The following is a 23,199-nucleotide window of genomic DNA, read 5'->3' as shown; positions in this document are numbered from 1 at the left end:
CGCCGAATCGCGTGGATCGGCGGCGTTTTTCCTGTGCTCGGCGGCTACGGGCTAGGCGAAGGCCTCGGGCGGGGGGCAGGCGCAGAAGAGGTTGCGGTCGCCGTAGGCCTGGTCGATGCGGCGGACGGGCGGCCAGTACTTCGTGCGCACCAGGGCCGGGACGGGGTACACGGCCTGCTCTCGCGAGTAGGGGTGCGTCCAGTCCGAGGCGACGGCCGACTCCGCGGTGTGTGGAGCGTTGCGCAGCGGGTTGTCGTCGGTCGGCCAGTCCCCCGCGGCGACGGCGTCGGCCTCCGCGCGGATCGCGATCATCGCGGCCACAAAGCGGTCGAGCTCCGCGAGGTCCTCGCTCTCGGTCGGCTCCACCATGAGGGTGCCGGCGACCGGGAACGACATGGTCGGCGCGTGGAAGCCGTAGTCGATGAGCCGCTTCGCGACATCGTCGACGGTCACGCCGGTGCGCTCGGTGAGCGGGCGCACGTCCAGGATGCACTCGTGCGCGACCAGGCCGTCCTCCCCCGCGTAGAGCACCGGGAAGTGCTCGCGCAGACGGGCGGCGACGTAGTTGGCGGCGAGCACGGCCGCGCCGGTCGCATCCTTGAGGCCCTCCGCCCCCATCATCCGGACGTACGCCCAGCTGATCGGGAGGATGCTCGGGCTGCCGTACGGCGCCGCCGAGACCGGGGCGCCGCCGTGCTCGACCCGGCCTCCGCCGGCGAGCGGGTGCGTCGCATCCTGGGCGAGCGGATGCCCGGGCAGGAACGGCGCGAGGTGCGCCTTGGCCGCGACCGGACCGACGCCCGGCCCGCCTCCGCCGTGCGGGATGCAGAAGGTCTTGTGCAGGTTGAGGTGGCTGACGTCGCCGCCGAAGTCGCCGAACCGGGCGTATCCGAGCAGGGCGTTCAGGTTGGCGCCGTCGACGTACACCTGGCCGCCCGCGTCGTGCACGGCCTGGGTGATCGCCACGACCTCGTGCTCGTAGACGCCGTGCGTCGACGGGTACGTGATCATCAGGGCGGCGAGCGTGTCGGCGTGCTCCGCGATCTTGGCGCGGAGGTCGTCCAGGTCGACGTTGCCCAAGTCGTCGGTGGCGACCACGACGACGCTCATCCCGGCGAGCACTGCGGAGGCGGCGTTCGTGCCGTGCGCCGACTGCGGGATGAGGCAGACCGTGCGCGCCAGGTCGCCGCGCGAGCGGTGGTATCCCCGGATCGCCAGCAGGCCGGCGAGCTCGCCCTGGCTGCCCGCGTTGGGCTGCAGGGAGACGGTGTCGTAGCCGGTGACGTCGGCGAGCCAGCGCTCCAGCTGGTCGATCAGCTCGAGCGAGCCGGCGACGTCCGCGGCGGGGGCGAAGGGATGGAGGGCCGCGAACTCGGGCCAGGTCACCGCCTCCATCTCGGTCGCCGCGTTGAGCTTCATCGTGCACGAGCCGAGCGGGATCATGCCCCGGTCGAGCGCGTAGTCGCGGTCCTGCAGCAGGCGCAGGTAGCGCATCATCGCGGTCTCGGAGTGGTGCGTGTTGAAGACCGGGTGGGTGAGGAAGTCCGACTCGCGCACCAGGGCGGAGTCGAACGACGTCTCGGCCGCCAGCTGCAGCTCGATGCCGTCGTCGACCGTGCCGCCGAGGACCTCGATGAGGTCGGCGAGCGGGAACGTGCCGTCGCGCAGGTCGGCGGCAGACTCCTCGTCGAGGCTGAGCGCGACGAGTCCGGCGTCGGTGGCATGCAGCAGCAGGCCGCGGTCGTGGGCCCGGGCGACGACCGTGGCGGCGTCGTCCACCTCGACCTGGAGGGTGTCGAAGAACGAGTGCGAGACGACCTCGACCCCCGCGGCGCGCAGCGCCTCGGCGACGGCGGCGGTCGACAGGTGCACCTGACGTCCGATCGCCCGCAGGCCGGCGGGGCCGTGGTACACCGCGTACATCGCGGCCATGACCGCGAGGAGCACCTGGGCGGTGCAGATGTTGGAGGTCGCCTTCTCACGGCGGATGTGCTGCTCGCGTGTCTGCAGGGTCAGGCGGTAGGCGGGCTTGCCGACCGCATCCTGCGAGACGCCGACGAGCCGGCCCGGGAGCTGCCGCTCGAGGCCCTTGCGCACGGCCATGTAGCCGGCGTGCGGGCCGCCGAAGCCCATCGGCACGCCGAAGCGCTGGCTGGTGCCGACGGCGACGTCGGCACCCAGTTCGCCGGGGGCACGCAGCTGGGTGAGCGCGAGCAGGTCGGCGGCGGCGACGATGACCGCGCCGGCGTCCTTCGCCGTGCGGATGACGGCGCTCGGGTCCCAGACCCGGCCCGAGGCCCCCGGGTACTGCACGAACAGCCCGAAGGCGTCGCTCAATTCCGGGGCGTCGGCCGGGAGGCTCGCGAGGTCGAGCACGATGAGGTCGATCCCGACGGCCTCGGCGCGGTTGCGCAGCAGCGCAAGGGTCTGCGGGAACGTGTCGGCGTCGACCACGAACGACGAGGACTTCGCCTTGGATGCGCGGCGCGCTAGCAGCATCCCCTCGACCACCGCGGTGCCCTCGTCGAGCATGGAGGCGTTCGCGGTGTCGAGCCCGGTGAGGTCGGACACCATGGTCTGGAAGTTGATCAGCGCCTCCAGCCGGCCCTGCGAGATCTCCGGCTGGTACGGCGTGTAGGCCGTGTACCAGCCCGGGTTCTCGAGCACGTTGCGCTTGATCACCGCCGGCGTGATGGTGCCGTAGTAGCCGAGGCCGATCAGGCTGCGGTTGACGGTGTTGCGGGACGCGATGGCGCGCAGCTCGCGGATCGCGGCGCGCTCGCCGATCGGCTCGGGCAGGAGCGACGTGCGGTCGCCGTCCACCCGGATGGAGTCGGGGACGGCGGCGGCGACGAGCGCCTCGACGGAGTCCCGCTCGCGGGAGGACGCGGCGCCGATCGCGGACAGCATGGTGCTCTGCGCGTCGCCATCGGTGCCGATGTGACGCATCGGGAAGAGGTCGGTCATGAAGAGTGAAGAACCTTACTCGCCGGTCAGTGCGGCGTACTCGTCGTAGCTCAGCAGGTTGTCGGGGAGTTGCGTGAAGGTCACCTTGACCAGCCAGCCCTCGCCGAAGGGGTCGGTGTTCACCAGCTCGGGCGCATCCACCACGGCCGAGTTGGCCTCGGCGACGATGCCGTCGACCGGGGCGAAGAGCTCGCCGACCGACTTGGTCGACTCAATCTCGCCCACGACGCGGCCCGCGGTGACGTCGCTGCCCGCCTCGGGCAGCTCGACGAAGACGACGTCGCCCAGCTTCTCGGCGGCGTACGACGTGATGCCGACGGTCGCCACATCGCCCTCGACGAGCAGCCACTCGTGCTCGGCGGTGTACTTCAGGTCTCGTTCTGCGGCCATGGCTAGCGCTTCTTTCTGCTGTAGAAGGGGAGGGCGGTGACGGTGAACTTCAGGCGGGTGCCGCGCACATCCACATCGAGCACGGTGTTCTCGCGGGCGAAGCGCGGCGCGACGTACGCCATGGCGATCGGGCGGCCCAGGGTCGGCGAGAGCGCACCGGACGTGACGACGCCCACCTCGGCGTCCTCCTCCGTGGTCTCGTCGGGGGCGAAGACGGGGTAGCCGGCACGGGCGGCGCGCTTGCCCTCGCCGGTGAGACCGACCAGGACGCGGGCGTCCGGGTGCGGGCCCTCCTCGCTGGCGAACCGGCCGACGAAGTCGGTGTCCTTCGCGAGGTTGACGACGCGACCGAGGCCGGCCTGCGCGGGCATGGTGTCGAGGCCGAGCTCGTGGCCGTACAGCGGCATCCCCGCCTCGAGGCGCAGGGTGTCGCGGCTGGCGAGGCCGGCCGGGACCAGGCCCTGCTCGGTGCCCGCCTCGGTGAGCGCATCCCAGAGGGCCCGGGCGTTGTCGGGTGCGAGGTAGAGCTCGAAGCCGTCCTCGCCGGTGTAGCCGGTGCGGGCGATCAGCACAGGGTGCGTCTCGAACTCGGCCGGGAGCGACCAGTAGTACTTGAGTGCGGAGAGGCGCTCGCCGAAGTCGGCGCCGCCCACCGCACCCGCGTCGGCCGAGAGACCGGGAGTGGCGAGGAGGATGGAGAGGGCCGCCGGACCCTGCACCGCGATCAGCGCGATGTCGTCCGACTCGTCGAACACCTCCACGTCGAACGGGGCGGTGCGGTCGCGCAGCTCTTCGGCGACCGCGTCGCGGTTGGAGGCGTTGGCGACCACCATGTAGCGGTCGTCGCCCGTGCGGTAGACGACGAGGTCGTCGATGATCCCGCCGGTGCGCGAGAGCAGGAGGCTGTACTTCGCCTGGTCGATGGCGAGCGCCGACAGCTTGCCCGCGAGCGCGTAGTCGAGCGCCTGGCCGGCCTCCGGCCCGATGAGCACGATCTCGCCCATGTGGGAGAGGTCGAACAGGCCCGCGGCGGTGCGCACGGCGTGGTGCTCGGCCAGGTCGGACGAGTACCGGACCGGCATCTGCCAGCCGGCGAAGTCGGTGAAGGAGGCGCCGGCGGCGGTGTGGGCGTCGTGGAGCGGGGAGTGGCGTTCGCCGGGCGTCGATCCGCTCTGCGTGCTCTGCTGCGAGGTCATGAGTTCTCCGATTCGCCGGCCGTCCGGCCGGGGGCTGCGGGGGCGTGACCGCTCCCGGGAAGAACTCCCCCTCTGTCATCCGGCCTGAGAGTTTCACCGCATCCGAGGGGATGGCGGCTTTCACCGTGGGCGAGGACGGCGGGCGCCGTCCTGCTTTTCAGAGTGGCCAGTCCGATGCGGTACGCGTACCTGAGAGATTGTCGGGGAGGATTGCTCCTTCGGTGCCGGCCCGCTTGCGCGTGCACGGCTCTCCCGCATCGACCTCGTTGGCCCTGTATTCGTTTGTGTGCCGCCAGCATATCCGCTCCCGCCCTCCCCCGCGCGCGTCCTCCCCCGCGAGATTCGTGACGAATGGTCGCCATTCGTGACGAATGACGACCATTCGTCACGAATCAGGAGAGGAAGAGGGAGGGCTTGGTGTTTTGGTCGGGGTGACACTAAGATGAAGTGGAGTTAGTGTCAGGTTGACCATTAGGTCGGGAGGCGAGCATGACCGCACGGCACGAGCGCGCGAGCGCGATCCTCGCGGTGTCGACCGTCATCTTCGCGCTGCGCAACGACGACGAGACGATGGGGGTGCCGCAGGTGTGGCTGCCGCTCGTCCGCCGCATCCGGGAGCCGTTCGAAGGGCGCTGGGCGCTGCCCGGCGGTCCGCTCCGCGTCGGCGAGGACCTCGCGTACGCCGCCGCCCGCACCCTCAGCGACACCACCGGCCTGACCCCCAGCTACCTGGAGCAGCTGTACGCGTTCGGCGACGCCGACCGCTCCCCCGGCGCCGACCGCGTCGTCTCCGTCGTGTACTGGGCCCTCGTCCGCAGCGAGGAGGCCGAACGGGCCAGCGTCGGCGAGAACGTCCGCTGGTTCCCCGCCGACGACCTGCCCGAACTGGCCTTCGACCACAACGTCATCGTCGAGTACGCCCTCTGGCGGCTCCGCACGAAGATGGAGTACTCGCGCATCGCCCACGCCTTCCTCGGCGAGCGCTTCACGCTGGCCCAGCTGCGCGCCGTCCACGAAGCCGTGCTCGGCAAGGCGCTCGACCCGGCCAACTTCCGCCGCACCATCGAGGGCTCCGGCGCGGTCGTCGCCACCGACGAATACCTCACCGGCACGCCGCACCGCCCCCCGCGCCTGTACCGCTACAACGACTCGATCGACCTCGCCGACGCGGGGCCGCTCCCCCGCCAGCAGCATCCGTTCGAAGCAAGAGGAAGAAGCGAATCATGACCATCGCCTCGGGATCGATCGCCTCAGTCGACACGACCATCCAGCTCATCGCTGCCGGCCAGGTCGACGGCGAGACCTGTACGCCCGAGCTCGCCGAAGCTCCGTGGGAGTTCGACAGCCTGCTCCCCTCCTACGGTCCGGGCGCGTCGCTCGGCGACCCCATCCCGGCGAATGCGCCCCGGCAGGGCGAGCTTCCGGAGGAGTACCGCACGGCCTCGGCGGTCGAGCTGGGCGACCGCATCCGTGCCGCCAAGGCCACGCTCGGCGACCGCGTCGCCGTCATGGGCCACTTCTACCAGCGCGATGAGGTGGTGCAGTACGCCGACTTCGTGGGCGATTCCTTCCAGCTGGCGAACGCGGCGAAGGCCCGGCCGGAGGCTGAGGCGATCGTGTTCTGCGGCGTCCACTTCATGGCCGAGACCGCGGACATCGTCTCGCGCCCCGACCAGAGCGTCATCCTCCCGAACCTCGCCGCGGGCTGCTCGATGGCCGACATGGCCGACCTCGACTCGGTGCAGGAGTGCTGGGAGCAGCTGGAGGAGCTGTACGGGACCGAGCCGGACGCGGACGGCCGCGTGCCGGTCATCCCCGTCACCTACATGAACTCGTCGGCGGCGCTGAAGGCGTTCTGCGGCGAGCGCGGCGGCATCGTGTGCACGTCGTCCAACGCATCCACCGTCCTGCAGTGGGCGTTCGAGCGCGGGCAGCGCGTCCTCTTCTTCCCCGACCAGCACCTCGGCCGCAACACCGCCAAGGCGATGGGCGTGCCGCTCGAGCGGATGCCGCTGTGGAACCCGCGCAAGGCGTGGGGCGGGACGGACGCCCAGACGCTGCAGGACGCCGAGGTGATCCTGTGGCACGGCTTCTGCTCCGTGCACAAGCGCTTCACCGTCGGCCAGATCGAGCACGCGCGTGCCGAGTTCCCGGGCGTCCGGGTGATCGTGCACCCCGAGTGCCCGATGGATGTGGTGGATGCGGCTGACGAGTACGGCTCGACCGACTACATCGTGAAGGCGATCCAGGCCGCACCGGCCGGGTCGACCTTCGCGATCGGCACCGAGATCAACCTGGTGCAGAGGCTCGCGGCGCAGTTCCCGCAGCACACGATCTTCTGCCTCGACGCGGTGGTGTGCCCCTGCTCGACGATGTACCGCATCCACCCCGGCTACCTGGCCTGGGTGCTGGAGGGTCTGGTGCGCGGCGAGGTGCTCAACCAGGTGACCGTGCCGGCGTCGGTCGCCGAGCCCGCGCGGGTGGCGCTCGAGCGGATGCTCGCCGCGCGGCCCGATACGACGATGGCGGCGTGACATGAGCCGCGTCGTCGTCGTCGGAAGCGGGATCGCGGGGCTCGCGGCCGCTCTGCGCGCGGACGCCCTCGGACACGACGTGACGGTCGTGACCAAGGCGGCGCTCAGCGACGGAAGCACCCGGTACGCGCAGGGCGGCATCGCCGCCGCGCTGTCCCCGGACGACAGCATCCACGCGCACGTCGCGGACACGCTGCGCGCGGGCGCCGGGCTCACCGTCCGGGAGGCGGTGGAGGTGCTGTGCACGGACGGACCCGACCGCGTCCGCGAGCTGATCGCGCTCGGCGCCGTGTTCGACCGCGACGGCGACACGCTCGCCCGCGGTCTGGAGGCGGCGCACTCGGCCGCGCGGGTGCTGCACGCCGGAGGGGATGCGACCGGCGCCGAGTTGGAGCGTGCACTGGTGACGGCGCTGCGGGCGGCGCGCATCCCGACGATCGAGAATGCGTTCCTCAGCGACGTGCTCGTCCGCACCGGCCGCGCGGCCGGTGCCGTGTTGCGGCTCGCGGACGGATCCACCCTGACGCTCGACGCCGACGCGGTCGTCCTGGCGACCGGCGGCTGGGGGCAGCTCTACGCCCACACCACCAACCCGGCCGTGGCGACCGGCGACGGCGTCGCCGCCGCGTGGCGCGCGGGGGCCGTACTCGCCGACCTCGAGTTCACGCAGTTCCACCCCACGGCGCTGTCCGCGCCGGGCCGTGGCGCCGCCTTCCTGGTGTCGGAGGCGGTCCGGGGCGAGGGCGCTGTCCTGCGCAACGCCGCGGGCGACCGGTTCATGCTCGACGTGCACCCGGATGCCGAACTCGCGCCGCGAGACGTGGTCGCACGCGGCATCGCGGTCGAGATGGCGGCGCAGAACGGACGGCCCGTCTTCCTCGATGCGACCGTGCTCGGCGGCGCGTTCCTCGCCCGGCGCTTCCCGACCATCGATGCGGCCGCGCGCGCGGCCGGGTACGACTGGGGGCAGCACCCCATCCCGGTCACGCCCGCGGCGCACTATGCGATGGGCGGCGTCGCCACCGACACGTCCGGCCGCACCTCCGTCCCCGGGCTCTTCGCCGTCGGCGAGGTCGCGTGCACGGGGGCCCACGGGGGCAACCGGCTGGCGTCGAACTCGCTGCTGGAGGGGCTGGTCTTCGGCACCCGCGCGGCTGAGGCGCTCGACGAGCCGTGGACGGACGGACCGGAGTGGACCCGGGATGCGGCCGTCGCCGAGCCGGCCGATGCCGCGCCCACCGCATCCCGGCCCTTCGATCGAGCCCGCCTGCGCGCGCTGATGTGGGACGCCGCCGGCGTGCACCGCGACGGCGCACGGCTGGCCGCGGCCGCTTCCGAGCTGGCCGCGACCGTCGACCCGGCGCCCGGGGAGGACGCGAACCTCCTCACCCTCGGCCGACTCGTCATCGCCGCGGCGCTCTCGCGCGAGGAGTCCCGTGGGGCGCACTTCCGCTCCGACTTCCCGCTGACGGCGCCCGGCGAGCCGGCGCACACCGTCCTGCTCCCCGCCTCCGCCTCCCTTCTCGCCCACCGAACCGCTCTCGAGGTGCCCGCCGCATGCTGACCCGCCAGCTCATCCACACCGCCGTCCAGGCCGCACTCGTCGAGGACGCGCCCTGGGGCGACGTGACCAGCCAGCTCCTCATCCCGGAGGCGGCGAGCGCGACCGCGCGCCTGGTCGCGCGCGAACCGGGGACCTTCGCCGGCGGTGAGGTGTTCGCCGCGGCGATGACCCTGACCGACCCGGCGATCGAGGTGACCATCCATGTGCCGGACGGCGCCGCGTTCGAGGCCGGAGACGCCCTCGCCACGGTCAGCGGCCCGGCCCGCTCGGTGCTGCAGGGTGAGCGCGTCGCCCTCAACTTCGTGCAGCGGATGAGCGGCATCGCCACCCTCACCGCCGCCTTCGTCGCCGAGGTGGCCCACACCTCCGCCCGCATCGTCGACACCCGCAAGACGACGCCGGGGCTCCGCGCCTTCGAGCGCCACGCGGTCCGTGCGGGCGGCGGCCACAACCACCGCTACTCGCTGTCGGATGCGGTCATGGCGAAGGACAACCACCTCGCGGTCCTCACCGCGCAGACCGGGCTCTCGGTCACGGATGCGCTGCTGCGGGTGCGGGAGCAGTTGTCGCACACGACGCACCTCGAGGTCGAGGTCGACCGGATGGACCAGATCGAGCCGGTGCTGGCGGCCGGCGTCGACACGATCATGCTCGACAACTTCACCCTCGACGAGCTGCGCGAGGGGGTCGCCTTGGTCGCCGGCCGGGCGATCGTGGAAGCCAGCGGCAACGTCGGCCTGGCGACCGTCCGGAGCATCGCCGAGACCGGCGTCGACGTCATCTCCTCCGGAGCCCTCACCCACAGCGTCCGCTCCCTCGACCTCGGACTGGATGTGGTGGTCGAGTGATCTACCTGGACGCCGCCGCCACCTCCCCGGTCCGCCGGGAGGTGCTGGAGGCGATGTGGCCGTACCTGACGGGCGACTTCGGGAACCCGTCGAGCCACCACACCGTCGGCGAGTCCGCGGCGCGCGCCCTCGCGGACGCGCGGTCGGAGGTCGCAGCGTGGCTCGGCTGCCGGGCGTCCGAGATCACGTTCACCTCCGGCGGGACGGAGGCCGACAACCTCGCCATCAAGGGCATCGCGCTGGCGAATCCGCGCGGCCGGCACCTCGTGACGACCCGCATCGAGCACGAGGCGGTGCTGGAGTCGGTCGACTACCTCGTGCGGCTGCACGGCTTCGAGGCCACGTTCGTCCCCGTCGGCAGGGACGGCCTGGTCTCCCCCGACGACTTCGCCGCCGCGCTCCGGCCGGACACCACGCTCGCGAGCGTGATGCTCGCCAACAACGAGGTGGGGACCGTGCAGCCGATCGCCGCACTCGCCGCACTCGCGCACGAGCACGCGGTTCCCTTCCACACGGACGCCGTGCAGGCCGCCGGCTGGCTGCCGCTCGACGTCGGCGCACTGGGGGTGGATGCGCTCAGCGTGTCCGGCCACAAGATCGGGGCGCCGAAGGGCGTCGGCGCGCTGTTCGTGCGCGGGCGAATCCCGCTCGAGCCGCTCATTCACGGCGGCGGTCAGGAGCGCGGACGGCGGTCGGGTACGGAGAACGTCGCCGGAGCCGTCGCGCTGGCGACGGCGGCGCGACTCACCGCGCGCGGCCTGGAGGAGCGTGCGGAGGCCGCGACCGCCGCACGCGACGCCTTCGTGGCGGCGGTGCGTGCGGCGGCGCCCGGCGCATCCCTCACCGGGCACCCGACATCGCGGCTGCCGGGGACGGCGTCGTTCGTCTTCCCGGGGACGAACGGGGAAGCGGTCCTGCTGGAACTCGAACGGCGAGGCGTCGTGTCGTCGAGCGGATCGGCGTGTGCGGCAGGGAGCGAGGACGCGTCCCACGTGCTGCTGGCGCTGGGGTATCCGGAGGATCTCGCCCGCACCGCAGTTCGGTTCTCCTGGGGACCGGAGGTGACGGCCGAGCAGCTCGCGGCGGTGGCACCGGCGGTGGGCGACGCGGTGCGAACGGTCGCCGGCCTCGGCGGCTGACGTCCTCTGGTCACGAAGGTTACCCACAGGCTCCTCTAGCCGGACTAGGAAATCAACCTCCTGTGCCCGCCTCTCCCTGCCGCTTACCGTCCTCGGCAACCGACAGGGACCGCGTCAGCGGAGATCCGGGAAGAGGACGCCATGACAGATTCAACGCCACCGCCGGAGTACCGACAGCCGGGCGATGCCGTCTACGACCGCGACGCGACCGGCGCAGCCGTCCCCGTCGACCGCACCCACACGCTGCGCAATGATGTGCTGGAGCGTGAGAAGAGCGAATTCGGCGGGATGAAGTTCGGCTCCGCCTTCTTCGGCTGGCTGACCGCCACCGGCACCGCCGTCCTGCTGACCGCGCTCGTCGCCGCGGCGGGAGCAGCGGTCGGACTCGGCGCAGCGGGCGGAAGCGCCGACAAGGCCGCGAACCAGGCCAACCAGAACGCCTCGACCGTCGGCGTCATCGGTGCGATCGCGCTCGCCGTCATCCTGTTCGTCGCCTACTACTGCGGCGGCTACGTCGCCGGGCGCATGGCGCGCTTCGACGGCGCCAAGCAGGGCATCGCCGTCTGGCTCTGGGCCGTCGTCATCGCGGTGGTCGTCGCCGTGCTGAGCCTGATCCTGGGCAGCCAGTACAACATCCTGGGCAACCTCAACAGTTTCCCGCGCATCCCGCTCAACGAGGGATCCGTCACCGTCACAGGCATCATCACGGCGATCATCGTCGCGATCGTGAGCCTGGGCGGCGCCGTCCTGGGCGGGATCGCCGGGATGCGCTATCACCGTCGTGTCGACCGGGTGGGACTCGGTCGCTAGACACGGCGAGTCCCGGCGACGGGACCGCCCGAGCGGGGCACCTGCTCGCCGCGGCGAGCGCAACCACACGAGGGAGAACGACATGATCAGCGAGAACAACATTGCAGCACTGATCGGAGCGAAGGTCATCGATCGCGACGGCGACAAGATCGGCAGCGTCGGCCAGATCTATGTGGACCCGTCCACCGGACGCCCGAACTGGGCTTCGGTGCGCACCGGCCTGTTCGGAACATCGGAGAGCTTCGTCCCGCTCGAGGATGCGGTGGAGGACGGAGACGGCCTGCGCGTCCCGTACGAGAAGTCGACGGTCAAGGACGCGCCGCGCATCGATGACGACGCCGAGCTGAGCCCGCAGGAGGAGGACCAGCTGTACGCGTACTACCACGGCAGCGGAGCATCCGGATCGGCCACGGCCGGTGCGGGCGTGACCGATGCGGGCGTGGCCGATGCGGGCGTGGCCGGCGCGGGCACGACGGACACCGGGCGCAGCGACGGGTACGATACGTCCGGCCCGACGACCGACGACGCCATGACCCGATCCGAGGAGCGACTCGACGTCGGCACCGAGCGTGTCGAGACCGGCCGCGCCCGGCTGCGCAAGTACGTCGTCACCGAGAACCAGCAGGTCGAGGTCCCCGTCACCCGCGAGGAGGTCCGGGTCGAGCGTGAGCCGATCACCGACGCGAATGTCGGGGACGCCCTGGACGGCCCCGCGATCAGCGAGGAGGAGCACGAGGTCGTCCTTCACGAGGAGCGCCCGGTGGTCGAGAAGGAGACCGTGCCGGTGGAGCGGGTGCGGCTCGACGCGCAGGAGGTCACGGGCACCGAGACGGTGAACGAGGATGTCCGCAAGGAGCGCATCGACGTCGAGAGCGACGCACGCGGATCGGGCGTCTGAGCTTCGAGCCGAAAGGGGAGGGCGTCCGTGCGGACGTCCTCCCCTTTCCGTCGGTGTTCCAGCGGCCCGTCAGAGGGTCTCGGCGATCTCCTTGATCGCGGCCAGGCGGCGGTCCCACTCGGCGCCGATCCGCTCCAGGCGCTGTGCCGTCGCGCTGAGCTGGGAGCCGAGCACCCGGTACCGCACCTCGCGACCGACCCGGACCGGCTCCACCAGCCCGACGGCTTCCAGAACCGCGAGGTGCTTCGCGATCGCCTGCCTGCTCACCGGGAGGCGATCGGCGAGCGCGGATGCCGACGCGTCGCCCTGTCCGAGCGCCTCCAGGACGCTCCAGCGGGTCTCGTCGCCGAGCGCCGCGAACACGGGGACCAGCGTCCCGCTGGTCATGCGCCGCGCTCGACGGCGGTGTCGGCCGTCTCGAACAGCGCGACGAGCTTGTCGAGCTCCGACACCCAGCCGATGGCGTGGTCCGCCAGGTTCTCGGAGGGCGCGTCCGTGCGCTCGAAGCCGGTCTCGACGACCGTGAGCCGTGTCCCGTCGGCGTCGGGGTCGAGCGTGAAGGTGAAGACGGTGGAGGTCGCCGGCTCGCCCCAGCGGTAGGACACGCTGCGCGGCTCGTCCAGCTCTTCGACCACGATCGCGATGTCGGGGTACCCGTCGAAGGACATGGTTCCGCGAGCGCCAGGGCCCGAGCCGTCGAGGACCGTCTGCCCGAACCACCGGGAGATGTGCTCGGGTTCGGTGACGGCCGACCACACCTTGTGCACGGGCGCGGCGATGTGGATGGTGCGGCTGACGGTGAACGCCTCTTCGTCGATGACGGAGGCCGGGTTGTCTGACATTGCGGTTGTCCTTCCGGGATGCGGTTCGTGCCGTTCCTGCGGCTTGTGCAACCTCAGAGTTGCACAGTGTGGATGCTTAGCGCAACCCTTCGGTTGCAAATCTTCGGAACTGCCCAGGCCGGAAATGTTCGCTCTTCTGCGGAGAGCGAACTTCTCCACAGTTCACACGATCGACACCCACGATGTCGGTGGCCCTCGATAGGTTGTACCGGTGACTGAGAAGACCTCACCTGTGCCGTCGATCGACGCCGGGGAAGCCCTGCGGCAAGCCGCGCCCCCCGCGCGCATCGCGCCGCGCGATCAGCGCGTCATCTGGCTGCTCCTCGCAGCTACCTTCGTCGTGATCCTCAACGAGACGATCATGGCCGTCGCCATCCCGAAGCTGATGGACGACCTCCACGTCGACGCCCTCGCGGCGCAGTGGCTGTCGACGGCGTTCATGCTGACGATGGCGGTCGTCATCCCGATCACGGGCATCCTGCTGCAGCGCTTCACGACACGGCAGATGTTCATCGCCGCGATGTCGCTGTTCTCGCTCGGCACCCTCTCCGCTGCGCTCGCCCCGGGCTTCCTGGTGCTCGTCGCCGCTCGGGTGATCCAGGCGTCGGGCACGGCGATCATGATCCCGCTGCTCATGACCACGCTGATGACCCTGGTGCCGCCGGCGATGCGCGGGCGCACGATGGGCAACGTCTCGATCGTCATCTCGGTGGCGCCGGCCATCGGGCCGACGATCGGCGGACTCATCCTGAACTTCCTCGCGTGGCGCTGGATCTTCCTCATCGTCCTGCCGATCGCGCTCGTGATGCTGCTGATCGGCATGAAGTTCGTCGAGAACGTCACCGAGACGAAGAAGGTCCGCATCGACGTGCTGTCGGTCATCCTCTCCGCCTTCGGGTTCGGCGGACTGGTGTACGGGCTCACGCTCTCCGGCGAGTCCGGGGCCGCGTCCGCCAGCCCGCTCATGCTGTGGGGGTCCCTGACCGTCGGCGTCCTGGCGCTGGCCGCCTTCATCATCCGTCAGCTGCTGCTGCAGCGCCGGGATCGTGCTCTGCTCGATCTGCGGACCTTCACATTCCCGATCTTCACGATCTCGATCGTTCTCATGGCGATCACGACCGCCTCCATGTTCGGCGTGATCATCGTCCTGCCGCTCTACCTGCAGCACGTGCTACACCTCGACACGCTCTCGACGGGCCTCATCCTGCTCCCCGGCGGGCTGATCATGGGTCTCGCGGCGCCGTTCGTCGGGCGGCTCTACGATCGGTTCGGGCCGCGCCTCCTGGTGGCGCCCGGCTCCATCCTGGTCAGCCTGGTGCTGTGGTCGCTGAGCATGGTCACCGAGAACACGCCGGTGGGCCTGATCATCGCCGCGCACGTCGTGATGAGCCTCGGGCTCGCCATGATGTTCACGCCGCTCTTCACTGCAGGGCTCGGGGCGGTTCCTCCGCGCCTGTACTCGCACGGCAGCGCCATCCTCGGCACCGTCCAGCAGGTCGGCGGCGCGGCAGGGACCGCCCTCCTGATCGCCGTCCTCACGCTCCAGTCGACCGCACTCGCGGCGGGCGGCGCGAGCGTCGACGCTGCGCAGGCCGGCGGAATCCGGGCGGCGTTCATGGCGGGCGCGGTCATCTCGCTGTTCGCGGTCGTCGGCTCGTTCTTCATGCGGAAGCCGGCCGACTCCCCCGCGGGCGAAGCGGCGTTCGCCCACTAGTCGTCGAGGGAGAGCCGGAGTTGCCCGGGTGGCTGCAGGTCGTCCTCGGGGTCGTCGGAGGCCTGATCCTGCTGTAGCTGATCCTGGTCATCGTGCTCTGGGTCCAGCAGCGCAAGGCGGGCCGGGACACGGACTGGCGCGCGATCGCGCGGCTGGGGCCGGACGTCGTGCGACTCATCCGGCGTCTGGCCGTCGACCCCGCCGTGCCGCGGGCGACCCGCTGGTGGCTGGTGGCGCTCCTCGTGTATCTGCTGCTGCCGATCGACCTCATCCCCGACTTCCTCCCCGTCATCGGGTACGCCGACGACGCGATCATCACGGCGATCGCCCTACGGTTCGCGATCAAGCACGCCGGATTCGGTGCGCTCGAACGCAACTGGCCGGGAACCGCGGACGGGCTCGCCAGCGTGCTCTCGCTCGCGCGGATCCGGCCCCCCGATACGGCGAGCTGAGGCTCTGGCGCGGCGGTGCGACGACCCACCCCTAGCTCCGGCTGCGCTCTCGCAGCAGAATGGGACGACTGGTCCCAAGGAGTCGAACGTGCCCTACCTTCCCGCCCCGGAACCGTGCCGCAGATCGGAGTCGCTCCGCGGAGCACTCCCGGCGGCGCCGTGAGGGACACCGCACGCGCGCGGGCCCTCGCCGCGTTCCAGGGCCTGGCGCTCGGGGACGCCCTCGGCATGCCCACCCAGTCGATGTCGCGCGAGCGCATCGCCGCCGATCATGGGCGCATCCGCGGGCTCGTCGCGGCCGGACCCCACCAGCAGATCGCGGCGGGCATGCCGGCCGGGTCGATCACCGACGACACCGAGCAGGCGATCCTGCTCGCGCGCCTCCTGATCGACGGAGGCGGCACCGTGAGTCCCGCCGTGTTCGCGGCGGAACTCCTCGCCTGGGAGCGGGCGATGGAGGCGCGCGGCTCGCTCGATCTGCTCGGCCCCAGCACCCGTGCGGCGCTGCAGCGGCTGCAGGACGGCATGCCGCCAGAAGAGGCCGGCCGTTTCGGCGCGACGAACGGCGCGGCCATGCGCATCACGCCCGTCGGCATCGCGGAACCCGTCGAACCCCTCCGCGCCTTCGTGGACGCCGTCGCGGCGGTGAGCGCCCTCACCCACAACACCGCCATCGGCATCGCGAGCGCGGCCGCCGTCGGCGCCGCCGTAAGCGCGGGCATCGACGGCGCGGACACCCCCGAGGCTCTGGATGTGGCGGTCGCGGCCGCACGGGAGGGCGCGCGTCGTGGCCACTGGGTCGCGGGTGGCGACATCGCCGCACGGCTGGAGTGGTCCATCCCCTACCTCCTCGACCGAGCGCCCCGCGAGCAGGACGACGCCCTGGCCGAGGTGATCGGCACGTCCGTCGCCGCCCAGGAGTCGGTCGTCGCGGCCCTCGCGCTCGTCGCCGCGACCATCGCCGGCAGCGAGCCCGCGCATCCCGACCCCGACGCCGCCTGGGACACCCTCTGCCGCGCCGCCTCCCTCGGCGGGGACACCGACACGATCGCGGCGATGGCTGGCGCCGTGCTGGGGGCGACCGGTGCGGCCGACTGGCCGCGCTCAGCCGTCGAGACGGTCCGCCGCGTCAACGGGATCGAGTTGGAGCGCCTCGTCGACGGACTGCTGCAGCTGAGGAGGCGACATGGCTGACGGACGCCTGATCTTCACCGGAACGGTCGTCGTCGACCTGCTGCTGCGGGTGGATGCGCTCCCCGAGCACGGCGGCGACGTGCTCGCGGCATCGTCCGGGATGGCGGCGGGCGGCGGCTTCAACGTCATGGCCGCTGCCGCGCGCGACGGCGCCGAGGTGGTGTTCGCCGGCCGCTCCGGCACCGGCCCGTTCGGCGAAGTGGTCGCGGAAGCGCTCTGGCGCGAGGGCATCTCGGTGGCGAATCCTCCCCTGGAGACGGTGGACAACGGATACTGCGTCGTCCTGGTCGACGCGGGCGCCGAGCGCACGTTCGTCACGGCGCCCGGCGCCGAGGGGATGCTCAGCCGCGCCGACCTCGACGCCGTACGGCCGCTCGCCGGAGACATCGTGTACGCCACCGGCTACAGCCTCGCCCATCCCGGGTCCGGTCCGGCGGTCGCCGGGTGGCTCACCGCGCTCGACCCTGATACCCGGGTGGTCTTCGACCCCTCTCCGCTCGTCGGAGCCCTCGACCCCGAGCTGCTCGAGTCGGTGCTCCGCCGAACCGACCTGCTCAGTGCGAACGCCCGCGAGGCCCGCGTCCTCCGCGCCCACGCGCATCCCGCACCGGCGGCCGGAGCTCTGCGCGGCATGCTGCGGGACGGCGGGGTGGCGGTCGTCCGCGACGGCGCCTCCGGCTGCTGGGTCGCGACCGGCGACCCTGCGCCGGCGCACATCCCCGCTTTCCCGGTGACGGCGGTCGACACGACCGGCGCCGGCGACGCCTTCGGTGGCGTGCTGGCCGCCGCCCTCGCGAGGGGCGCGGGCGTCATGGAGGCGGCACGCCGCGCTTCGGCCGCAGCAGCCATCGCCGTCACGCGGGAGGGACCGGCGACAGCTCCGACATCCGCCGAGATCGACGCACTGCTGGCCGCGCACTGACGGCCGGGTCCACACTGTCGCCGAGGAGGCATCCCGTGTTCACCGTGAAGCGCATCTACGAACCCGCCTCGCCCGACGACGGCTACCGCGTGCTCGTCGACCGGCTGTGGCCGCGCGGCATCAGCAAAGAGCGTGCCGCCCTCGACCTGTGGCTGAAGGAGGTCGCGCCCTCGACGGAGCTCCGCCGGTGGTTCCATCACGACGCGGCCGCCGAGGGGGAGGTCTTCGACGAGTTCCGCACCCGCTACGAGAAGGAGCTCGACGGCAACCCGGCCGTGGCCGAGCTCCGCCGGATCGGCGACGAGCATCCGACCGTCACCCTCCTGGTCGGCGCCCGGGACCCCGAGCTCGACCACGGCGTCGTGCTCAAGCAGTACCTCGAGCAGCACGCGTGAAGGAAGGGGTGCAGACCGCGTCCGCACCCCTTCGTTTCGACTCCCGACCGTGACGCCGCCGGCGCCGGCGCCGCGTCAGTCCTCCACGAGTACCAGCACCGCGACGCCGTACGGGTCGAGCGTGATCGACGGGGACGGCTCGCCCTCCAGCGTCCGGAGCTCGCCCGCGACCGACGGGGTCAGCGTCACCGCGGTCTCGTGCTGCGAGACGAAGACGACGAAGCGGCGGCCGTCCTCGTGCACGAGCGCGTCGGCGAAGACGAGCGGGTCGTCGAGGCGTACGTCGCGTTCGACGTCCGCCACGGTCGCCAGCGCGTCGTACAGCCGCCAGGTCTGCTCCGGGTTCACCCGGGCCTGCGCCGACGCGAAGTACTCGAGCGGATACGTGCTCAGCACCGCGCGCCCCGCACCGTGGTCGTTGACGACGATCGCCGGGCGGCCGTGCGCATCCACCGCGACGACGCGCCCGGAGGTCGCTCGCACCGGGAGATACGTGCGTCCGTTCTCGTTTCCCGCCGCCGCGAACGACAGCTCGGTCCCGGGCTCGAAGGGCCCGAACGACTCCGTGAACCGCAGCACCACGGTGTCGTCGGCGACCGGCTCGGCGAGGCCGTAGGCGCTCTCCATCCGCACGCCGAAGAGTTCCTCGGTGTGCGCCCACCACGGCCCCCGCTGCACGCCGCTCGGGCCGTGCGCGTACGACGCGTAGACGGTCGCGCCGTCCCGGGCGAGCGACACCAGCTGCTCCCACGAGGTCGCGCACAACTGCTTGACCGACGGCAGCAGGTACAGGCCGTACCCGGTCGGCAGGCCGCCGTCCTCCCTCTCACGCACCACGGCGACGGGGATGTGCGCCTCATGCGCCGCCACATACGCCTGCTCGCCGGTCGCTACGATGTGCGCCCGCTCGTCCTCGTTGGTGAACGGATAGTCCTCGGCGAGGTGCGAGGGGACGACGAGCGCCGCATCCACCGGCGCCCGCTTCACCGACGGCAGGTCGATCGCCGCGAGGTCGGCGGCGAAGCGCGCCAGTTCGAGCAGCGGCGGCTTGGGGTCGCCGTGCCGGTCGGTGATCCCGAAGTGCATTTCGAAGGGATGGTGCGAGTACGGCCGCTGGTCCGCGAGATCGTCGTAGTCGGTGTTGTTCCAGGCGATCCAGCCGGTCGCTCCGGCCAGCAGCGTCGAGTAGAGCAGCTGGCGGTAGTAGGAGGCGGCGCCCTCGTCCGAGACGAAGTCGCTGGTCAGACCGAACTCCTCCATCACGACCGGGAGGCCGTCGGTCGCCGACAGCTCGGCGATGAACGCGGCCTTCAGATGCTGGCGGACCTGGTCGGTCTCCATCCGGTAGACGTGCGGCCCGATGAAGTCGGTGAACTTCGCCAGGTCGCGCACCGAGAACCCGTTGTCGTGCCCGGTCGTCTCGATCCCCCATGCGCCGTCACCGACCGCGACCGGCTGCGTTCCGCCGCCCGCGCGCACCGCATCCACCAGCAGCGACGCCCACGCGTCCACGATGGGACGCGGCGCCTCGCCGCCGTAGATCGGCACCTCGTTGGTCAGCAGCCAGCCGGCGACCGCGGGATGCGCGGCGAACCGCGCCGTCAGCTCCCGGACGTACCAGGCCTGACGCCCCACGAACCACACGTCGCGATACAGATCGCGGCCGTCGCGCCAGGCCGGGTCCCAGTTCTCCCCCGACATGTGCCCGACCAGGAACGTCGGCACCGTCGTCATCCCGACCTCGGTGTGGGCGTCGAGGAAGTCGGCGAAGTTCGCCACGCACTGCTCGTCGAGCGAGTCGGGGGTCGGGTGGAAGTCCGGCCAGTAGAAGAAGGAGCGCGTCATGTTCAGGCCGTGCTCGGCCAGCACGCGCAGCTCTTCGCGCACGATGGCCGCGTCGTAGCGCGTCCACATGAGCGGGCCGCCGGTGCGGGACCAGAAGTTGGCGCCGAGCCACACCACAGGGGCGTCGTCGACCTGCAAGACCGGGGAGGGGCGATCCATGATGCCTTTCAGAAGGAAGTGCTGAAGAAGAAGCGGTGCGGGCCGCGCGTCACTTCACCGCGCCGGCGGTCAGCCCGGCGACGAAGTTGCGCTGCAGCAGCAGGAAGGCGACCACGATCGGGACCGATACCACCAGCGAAGCCGCCATGATCTGGTTCCAGTACACGTTCGTCTGCGTGGAGTAGAGCTGAAGGCCGACCGCGAGCGTCCGGTTCTCGTCCGTCGTCATCACGGAGGCGAACAGCACCTCTCCCCAACTCGTCATGAACGAGTAGATCGCGACCGCGATCAGGCCCGGGCGGGCCGCCGGGAGGACGACGTGCCAGAGCGCGCCCATCGGGCCCGACCCATCCACCTTGGCGGCCTCGTCGAGCTCGTGCGGGATGTTGTCGAAGTAGCCGGCGAGCATCCAGATCGAGAACGGCAACACGAACGTGAAGTAGGTGATGATGAGTCCCCAGCGGGTGCCAACCAGCTGGATCCCGGTCGCCTGGTTGATGTTCACGAAGATGAGGAACAGCGGCAGCAGGAACAGCACGCCGGGGAACATCTGCGTCGACAGCACCGTCGTGGTGAACACGTTGCGGCCCTTGAACCGGTAGCGCGACACCGCATAGGCGGCGAAGACGGCGATCACCAGCGAGATCAGCGTCGCAGCGCTCGACACGATGAGGCTGTTGACGAAGTACGAGGCGAGCGGGACGGTCGTCCACATATCGATGAACGGCTGGATGGTGAAGGTCTGCGGCCACCAGGTGAACGCGGACTGCACCTCCGACAGCGGCTTCACCGACGAGGTGACCATGACGTACAGCGGCACCACCGTGAAGACGGTCAGGAAGGCGATGGTGACCCAGCGGAAGACGTGGGAAGAGCGGGTCTCACGCATTGCGGTTCCTCCGGTTCACGACGAGCAGGTAGGCGCCGGTGACGACCAGCAGGAACAGCAGCAGCAGGACGCTCATCGCGGCGCCCGAGCCGAAGTTCCAGGTCAGGAACGACGCGTTGTAGATGTGGAACGAGATCAGGTCGCCGCCCGGCGGTTGGGCGGTGCTCCCGAACAGGACGAACGGCGTATTGAAGTCGTTGAACGTCCACAGGAACATCACGAGCAGCAGCACCGCGTTCACCGGCCGCACCATCGGCAGCGTGATCGAACGCCATTGCCGGAACGGCTTGGCGCCGTCGACCGCGGAGGCCTCGTAGACCTCGGCGGGGACGGACTGAAGTCCCGCCATCAGCATCAGGAACGCGAACGGCCAGAGCCGCCAGATCGCGACGATGACGATCGACCAGAAGGCGTTGCCGCCGATCAGCCAGAACGGCTTGTCGCCGGGAAGCCCCAGGTTGTCGAACAGGAAGTGGTTGATCGCGCCGGTGTCCTTCTGGAACATGAACTTCCAGGTGATGATGCCCGCGTAGAGCGGCAGCGCGTAGGGCACCAGGAACAGCGTGCGGAAGAACGCCCGCCCGCGGAAGCGCTCCTGCAGCGCGACGGCCGCGGCCATCCCGAGCGCCCAGGAGAGGCCGACGACCAGGATGGTGAAGCCGACGGTCACGAAGAAGGACTTGAGCAGTCCCTGGCCGACCGAGCCGCTGAAGTCGAGGGCGACGGCGTAGTTCTTCAGCCCGACGAACGGGGCCTCGCCCCAGTTCGCGATGTAGAACTTGGTGAGCTGCAGGAAGCTGATCCAGATGCCGGTGAGCATCGGGACGACGTGGATGAGGAGCTCGAACACGATCGCGGGCGCGAGCAGGATGAACGGCAGCCACCATCCCTTCGGGCGGCGGCGCTTCGGCTTGGGCGGTGCGGCCGCAGCCGGCACGGTGACGGCGGGGCCTCGGACGTCTGTCGTCGTCGACATGGGTCTCCTTACAGGGTGTGGCTGTCACCGGGCGGGACGCGGAGCCGCGGATGCGGTCGCGCCCCGCCCGGCAGAGCAGGTCTCCGGGATCAGCCGCCCAGCGACTGCTTGACCTGGTCCTGCGCGTTCTTCAGCGCGGTCTTGATGTCGGAGTCGGAGACCGTGCTGCCGGTGGCGATCTTGGCGAACATGTCGTTCATCGCCTTGCCGACGGTGTTCTCGAACTGGTCCTCTGCGGGAACCAGCGGGAGCGGCTTCGACATGGTGTTGTAGATCTTCTGGAACGTCGCGGCCTCTTCGGCGTTGTCCGTGAAGACGGCCTTGGCGTCGTTGAGCACCGGCAGGCTGGCGTACGGCTTGCCCAGAGTGGTCTGGACGTCCTTGCTCGTCATGTACTTGACGAACTTGAGGGCCGCATCCTTCTGCTTCGTGTTCTTGAAGATCGACAGGTTGATGCCGGCGATGAAGGTGGCGATCGGCTTGCCGCCGTCCGGGGCCGGGAACGGCACGACGCCGTACTGGTCGTTCTTCATGCCGTTGGCGACGATGGAGGCGTCGGCGTTGTTCTGGCTGAGGATCATCGCGACCTTGCCGGTGGCGAAGTCGTTGACCGCCTGGACACCGTTGTCGTACTGAGCGTTCGACGGGTTGACGACCTTGTCGGTCTGCATCAGGTCGAGGTAGCGCTTGATGCCGTCGATGTTCGCCTGGCTGTCGAACGTCGGGTTGCCCTTCTTGTCGAACCACTCGCCGCCGTTCTGGGCCGAGTTGATGAACGCGAAGTGGACGTTCTCGGTGTAGCTGCCCGCTGCGAGCGAGAAGCCGTACTGCGAGCCGTTGGTGAGCTTCTTCGCGTCGGTGACCAGTTCCTCCCACGTCGTCGGGGGCTGCACGCCGGCGTCGGAGAACATCTTCTTGTTGTAGTAGAGGCCGTAGGCGAGACCGTAGAGCGGGACGCTGGTGACCGGCTTGCCCTCGGCGCCGCCGGTGGCGAGCGCGGCCTTGACGAACTTGTCGCTGCCGCCGATCGCCTTCATGTTGGCGTCGTCGAAGGGCAGGAACGCGCCGGTCGCCTGCAGGGAGGCGGCCCAGGTGTTTCCGATGTTCAGGACGTCCGGGCCCTGGCCCGACGTGACGGCGGTCTGGATGCGCGTCTGCAGGTCGTTCCAGCCGATGACCTCGAGCTTGACCTTGATGCCGGTCTGCTTGGTGAAGTCGTCCAGGACGGGGGTGAGGACCTGCTTGTCGTTGTCGAGGCTCGTTCCCTGGTTGCTGGCCCAGTAGGTGAGCGTCGCCCCGCTGGACGACCCTCCGGATCCCGAGCTGCTGCAGCCCGCGACCACGAGCGAGACCGCAGCGGCGACTGCCGCGACGGCAATGGCGCGTTTCCTCATTGTGACTCCTTCGTCTCTTGATGGGGGGCGATCCCGGCTCTGGTGCGAGAGCCGAGCGCGGGAGCGCCACG

General features: G+C 70.7%; 21 protein-coding genes and 2 riboswitches. Of the genes, 12 read left to right on the top strand and 9 right to left on the bottom strand.

Going from position 1 to position 23,199, the window contains the following annotated elements:
- Positions 1-51: 51 nt before the first annotated feature.
- From gcvP to gcvT, 3 genes are read right to left on the bottom strand one after another with little or no spacing between them, the layout of a single operon-like run.
- On the bottom strand, positions 52-2,967 hold the full coding sequence (gcvP, locus tag QRN40_RS13475) for an aminomethyl-transferring glycine dehydrogenase (protein ID WP_285116191.1): 2,916 nt from the start codon (positions 2,965-2,967) through the stop codon (positions 52-54).
- A gap of 15 nt (positions 2,968-2,982) precedes the next feature.
- Entirely contained in the window at positions 2,983-3,357 is a 375-nt protein-coding gene (gene gcvH, locus QRN40_RS13470) for a glycine cleavage system protein GcvH (RefSeq protein WP_285116190.1), read from the bottom strand.
- A gap of 2 nt (positions 3,358-3,359) precedes the next feature.
- Positions 3,360-4,553: a glycine cleavage system aminomethyltransferase GcvT gene (gcvT, locus tag QRN40_RS13465; RefSeq protein WP_285116189.1), complete on the bottom strand. Its 1,194-nt coding sequence runs from the start codon at positions 4,551-4,553 to the stop codon at positions 3,360-3,362.
- A 65-nt stretch (positions 4,554-4,618) separates the two neighbouring features.
- Positions 4,619-4,719, bottom strand: a riboswitch (glycine riboswitch).
- 1 nt (position 4,720) lies between these two features.
- Positions 4,721-4,818: riboswitch (glycine riboswitch) on the bottom strand.
- Between the two features lie 224 nt (positions 4,819-5,042).
- On the opposite strand from gcvT, the gene QRN40_RS13460 reads away from it, so the two are divergent.
- From QRN40_RS13460 to QRN40_RS13430, 7 genes are all read left to right on the top strand, one after another.
- Positions 5,043-5,780 carry an NUDIX hydrolase gene (locus QRN40_RS13460; protein WP_285116188.1) on the top strand — a complete coding sequence of 246 codons (738 nt, stop codon included), beginning with the start codon at positions 5,043-5,045 and terminating at the stop codon, positions 5,778-5,780.
- On the top strand, positions 5,777-7,087 hold the full coding sequence (gene nadA, locus QRN40_RS13455; RefSeq protein WP_285116187.1) for a quinolinate synthase NadA: 1,311 nt from the start codon (positions 5,777-5,779) through the stop codon (positions 7,085-7,087). The genes QRN40_RS13460 and nadA overlap by 4 nt, the downstream gene beginning before the upstream one ends.
- A gap of 1 nt (position 7,088) precedes the next feature.
- Complete coding sequence (gene nadB, locus QRN40_RS13450; protein WP_285116186.1) at positions 7,089-8,651, top strand: L-aspartate oxidase; 1,563 nt, start codon at positions 7,089-7,091, stop codon at positions 8,649-8,651.
- Positions 8,645-9,499, top strand: coding sequence for a carboxylating nicotinate-nucleotide diphosphorylase (nadC, locus tag QRN40_RS13445; RefSeq protein ID WP_285116185.1), 855 nt, complete (start codon positions 8,645-8,647; stop codon positions 9,497-9,499). The genes nadB and nadC overlap by 7 nt, the downstream gene beginning before the upstream one ends.
- A complete protein-coding gene (locus QRN40_RS13440) occupies positions 9,496-10,638 on the top strand; it encodes a cysteine desulfurase family protein (RefSeq protein ID WP_285116184.1) in 1,143 nt (380 codons plus the stop codon). The genes nadC and QRN40_RS13440 overlap by 4 nt, the downstream gene beginning before the upstream one ends.
- Before the next feature lie 141 nt (positions 10,639-10,779).
- Complete coding sequence (locus QRN40_RS13435; protein WP_285116183.1) at positions 10,780-11,448, top strand: hypothetical protein; 669 nt, start codon at positions 10,780-10,782, stop codon at positions 11,446-11,448.
- Between the two features lie 82 nt (positions 11,449-11,530).
- Entirely contained in the window at positions 11,531-12,346 is an 816-nt protein-coding gene (locus QRN40_RS13430) for a DUF2382 domain-containing protein (protein WP_285116182.1), read from the top strand.
- A 69-nt stretch (positions 12,347-12,415) separates the two neighbouring features.
- Here the strand turns inward: QRN40_RS13430 and QRN40_RS13425 are convergent, their stop codons facing one another.
- Both QRN40_RS13425 and QRN40_RS13420 read right to left on the bottom strand, forming a co-directional pair.
- Positions 12,416-12,733 (bottom strand): ArsR/SmtB family transcription factor, encoded by a 318-nt coding sequence (locus QRN40_RS13425; protein WP_285116181.1) that lies wholly within the window; start codon positions 12,731-12,733, stop codon positions 12,416-12,418.
- Positions 12,730-13,188 (bottom strand): SRPBCC domain-containing protein, encoded by a 459-nt coding sequence (locus QRN40_RS13420; protein WP_285116179.1) that lies wholly within the window; start codon positions 13,186-13,188, stop codon positions 12,730-12,732. Before QRN40_RS13420 ends, QRN40_RS13425 begins: the two co-directional genes overlap by 4 nt.
- A 232-nt stretch (positions 13,189-13,420) precedes the next feature.
- On the opposite strand from QRN40_RS13420, the gene QRN40_RS13415 reads away from it, so the two are divergent.
- From QRN40_RS13415 to QRN40_RS13395, 5 genes are all read left to right on the top strand, one after another.
- Positions 13,421-14,902, top strand: a complete 1,482-nt coding sequence (locus QRN40_RS13415; RefSeq protein ID WP_285117494.1) for an MDR family MFS transporter — start codon at positions 13,421-13,423, stop codon at positions 14,900-14,902.
- Positions 14,903-14,994: 92 nt separating this feature from the next.
- Positions 14,995-15,354 (top strand): YkvA family protein, encoded by a 360-nt coding sequence (locus tag QRN40_RS13410; protein ID WP_285116178.1) that lies wholly within the window; start codon positions 14,995-14,997, stop codon positions 15,352-15,354.
- Between the two features lie 114 nt (positions 15,355-15,468).
- Positions 15,469-16,548 carry an ADP-ribosylglycohydrolase family protein gene (locus QRN40_RS13405; protein WP_285116177.1) on the top strand — a complete coding sequence of 360 codons (1,080 nt, stop codon included), beginning with the start codon at positions 15,469-15,471 and terminating at the stop codon, positions 16,546-16,548.
- Positions 16,541-17,470 carry a PfkB family carbohydrate kinase gene (locus tag QRN40_RS13400; protein WP_285116176.1) on the top strand — a complete coding sequence of 310 codons (930 nt, stop codon included), beginning with the start codon at positions 16,541-16,543 and terminating at the stop codon, positions 17,468-17,470. Before QRN40_RS13405 ends, QRN40_RS13400 begins: the two co-directional genes overlap by 8 nt.
- Positions 17,471-17,505: 35 nt before the next feature.
- Complete coding sequence (locus tag QRN40_RS13395; protein WP_285116175.1) at positions 17,506-17,865, top strand: DUF488 domain-containing protein; 360 nt, start codon at positions 17,506-17,508, stop codon at positions 17,863-17,865.
- 75 nt (positions 17,866-17,940) lie between these two features.
- Here QRN40_RS13395 and QRN40_RS13390 read toward each other — a convergent pair whose 3' ends face one another.
- The 4 genes from QRN40_RS13390 to QRN40_RS13375 all read right to left on the bottom strand — a co-directional run bounded on the left by QRN40_RS13390 (position 17,941) and on the right by QRN40_RS13375 (position 23,128).
- The gene (locus tag QRN40_RS13390) at positions 17,941-19,869 is read right to left on the bottom strand and encodes a cellulase family glycosylhydrolase (RefSeq protein ID WP_285116174.1); all 1,929 of its coding nucleotides are present in this window, start codon (positions 19,867-19,869) and stop codon (positions 17,941-17,943) included.
- 49 nt (positions 19,870-19,918) lie between these two features.
- Positions 19,919-20,758, bottom strand: coding sequence for a carbohydrate ABC transporter permease (locus tag QRN40_RS13385; protein ID WP_285116173.1), 840 nt, complete (start codon positions 20,756-20,758; stop codon positions 19,919-19,921).
- Positions 20,751-21,734, bottom strand: a complete 984-nt coding sequence (locus QRN40_RS13380) for a carbohydrate ABC transporter permease (protein WP_285116172.1) — start codon at positions 21,732-21,734, stop codon at positions 20,751-20,753. Before QRN40_RS13380 ends, QRN40_RS13385 begins: the two co-directional genes overlap by 8 nt.
- Positions 21,735-21,823: 89 nt before the next feature.
- A complete protein-coding gene (locus tag QRN40_RS13375) occupies positions 21,824-23,128 on the bottom strand; it encodes an ABC transporter substrate-binding protein (protein WP_285116171.1) in 1,305 nt (434 codons plus the stop codon).
- Positions 23,129-23,199: the final 71 nt, after the last annotated feature.

The sequence above is a fragment of the Leifsonia sp. fls2-241-R2A-40a genome (assembly GCF_030209575.1).
Lineage (GTDB): Bacteria > Actinomycetota > Actinomycetes > Actinomycetales > Microbacteriaceae > Leifsonia.
Note: the sequence above shows the minus strand (reverse complement) of the source record. Positions and strands in the feature narration are given on the sequence as shown.

Excerpts from the sequence above, each read along its gene's own strand:
- gcvP (WP_285116191.1), bottom strand. The coding sequence starts at position 2,967 with ATGACCGACCTCTTCCCGATGCGTCACATCGGCACCGATGGCGACGCG.
- gcvH (WP_285116190.1), bottom strand. The coding sequence starts at position 3,357 with ATGGCCGCAGAACGAGACCTGAAGTACACCGCCGAGCACGAGTGGCTG.
- gcvT (WP_285116189.1), bottom strand. The coding sequence starts at position 4,553 with ATGACCTCGCAGCAGAGCACGCAGAGCGGATCGACGCCCGGCGAACGC.
- QRN40_RS13460 (WP_285116188.1), top strand. The coding sequence starts at position 5,043 with ATGACCGCACGGCACGAGCGCGCGAGCGCGATCCTCGCGGTGTCGACC.
- nadA (WP_285116187.1), top strand. The coding sequence starts at position 5,777 with ATGACCATCGCCTCGGGATCGATCGCCTCAGTCGACACGACCATCCAG.
- nadB (WP_285116186.1), top strand. The coding sequence starts at position 7,089 with ATGAGCCGCGTCGTCGTCGTCGGAAGCGGGATCGCGGGGCTCGCGGCC.
- nadC (WP_285116185.1), top strand. The coding sequence starts at position 8,645 with ATGCTGACCCGCCAGCTCATCCACACCGCCGTCCAGGCCGCACTCGTC.
- QRN40_RS13435 (WP_285116183.1), top strand. The coding sequence starts at position 10,780 with ATGACAGATTCAACGCCACCGCCGGAGTACCGACAGCCGGGCGATGCC.
- QRN40_RS13430 (WP_285116182.1), top strand. The coding sequence starts at position 11,531 with ATGATCAGCGAGAACAACATTGCAGCACTGATCGGAGCGAAGGTCATC.
- QRN40_RS13425 (WP_285116181.1), bottom strand. The coding sequence starts at position 12,733 with ATGACCAGCGGGACGCTGGTCCCCGTGTTCGCGGCGCTCGGCGACGAG.
- QRN40_RS13420 (WP_285116179.1), bottom strand. The coding sequence starts at position 13,188 with ATGTCAGACAACCCGGCCTCCGTCATCGACGAAGAGGCGTTCACCGTC.
- QRN40_RS13400 (WP_285116176.1), top strand. The coding sequence starts at position 16,541 with ATGGCTGACGGACGCCTGATCTTCACCGGAACGGTCGTCGTCGACCTG.
- QRN40_RS13390 (WP_285116174.1), bottom strand. The coding sequence starts at position 19,869 with ATGGATCGCCCCTCCCCGGTCTTGCAGGTCGACGACGCCCCTGTGGTG.
- QRN40_RS13385 (WP_285116173.1), bottom strand. The coding sequence starts at position 20,758 with ATGCGTGAGACCCGCTCTTCCCACGTCTTCCGCTGGGTCACCATCGCC.
- QRN40_RS13380 (WP_285116172.1), bottom strand. The coding sequence starts at position 21,734 with ATGTCGACGACGACAGACGTCCGAGGCCCCGCCGTCACCGTGCCGGCT.
- QRN40_RS13375 (WP_285116171.1), bottom strand. The coding sequence starts at position 23,128 with ATGAGGAAACGCGCCATTGCCGTCGCGGCAGTCGCCGCTGCGGTCTCG.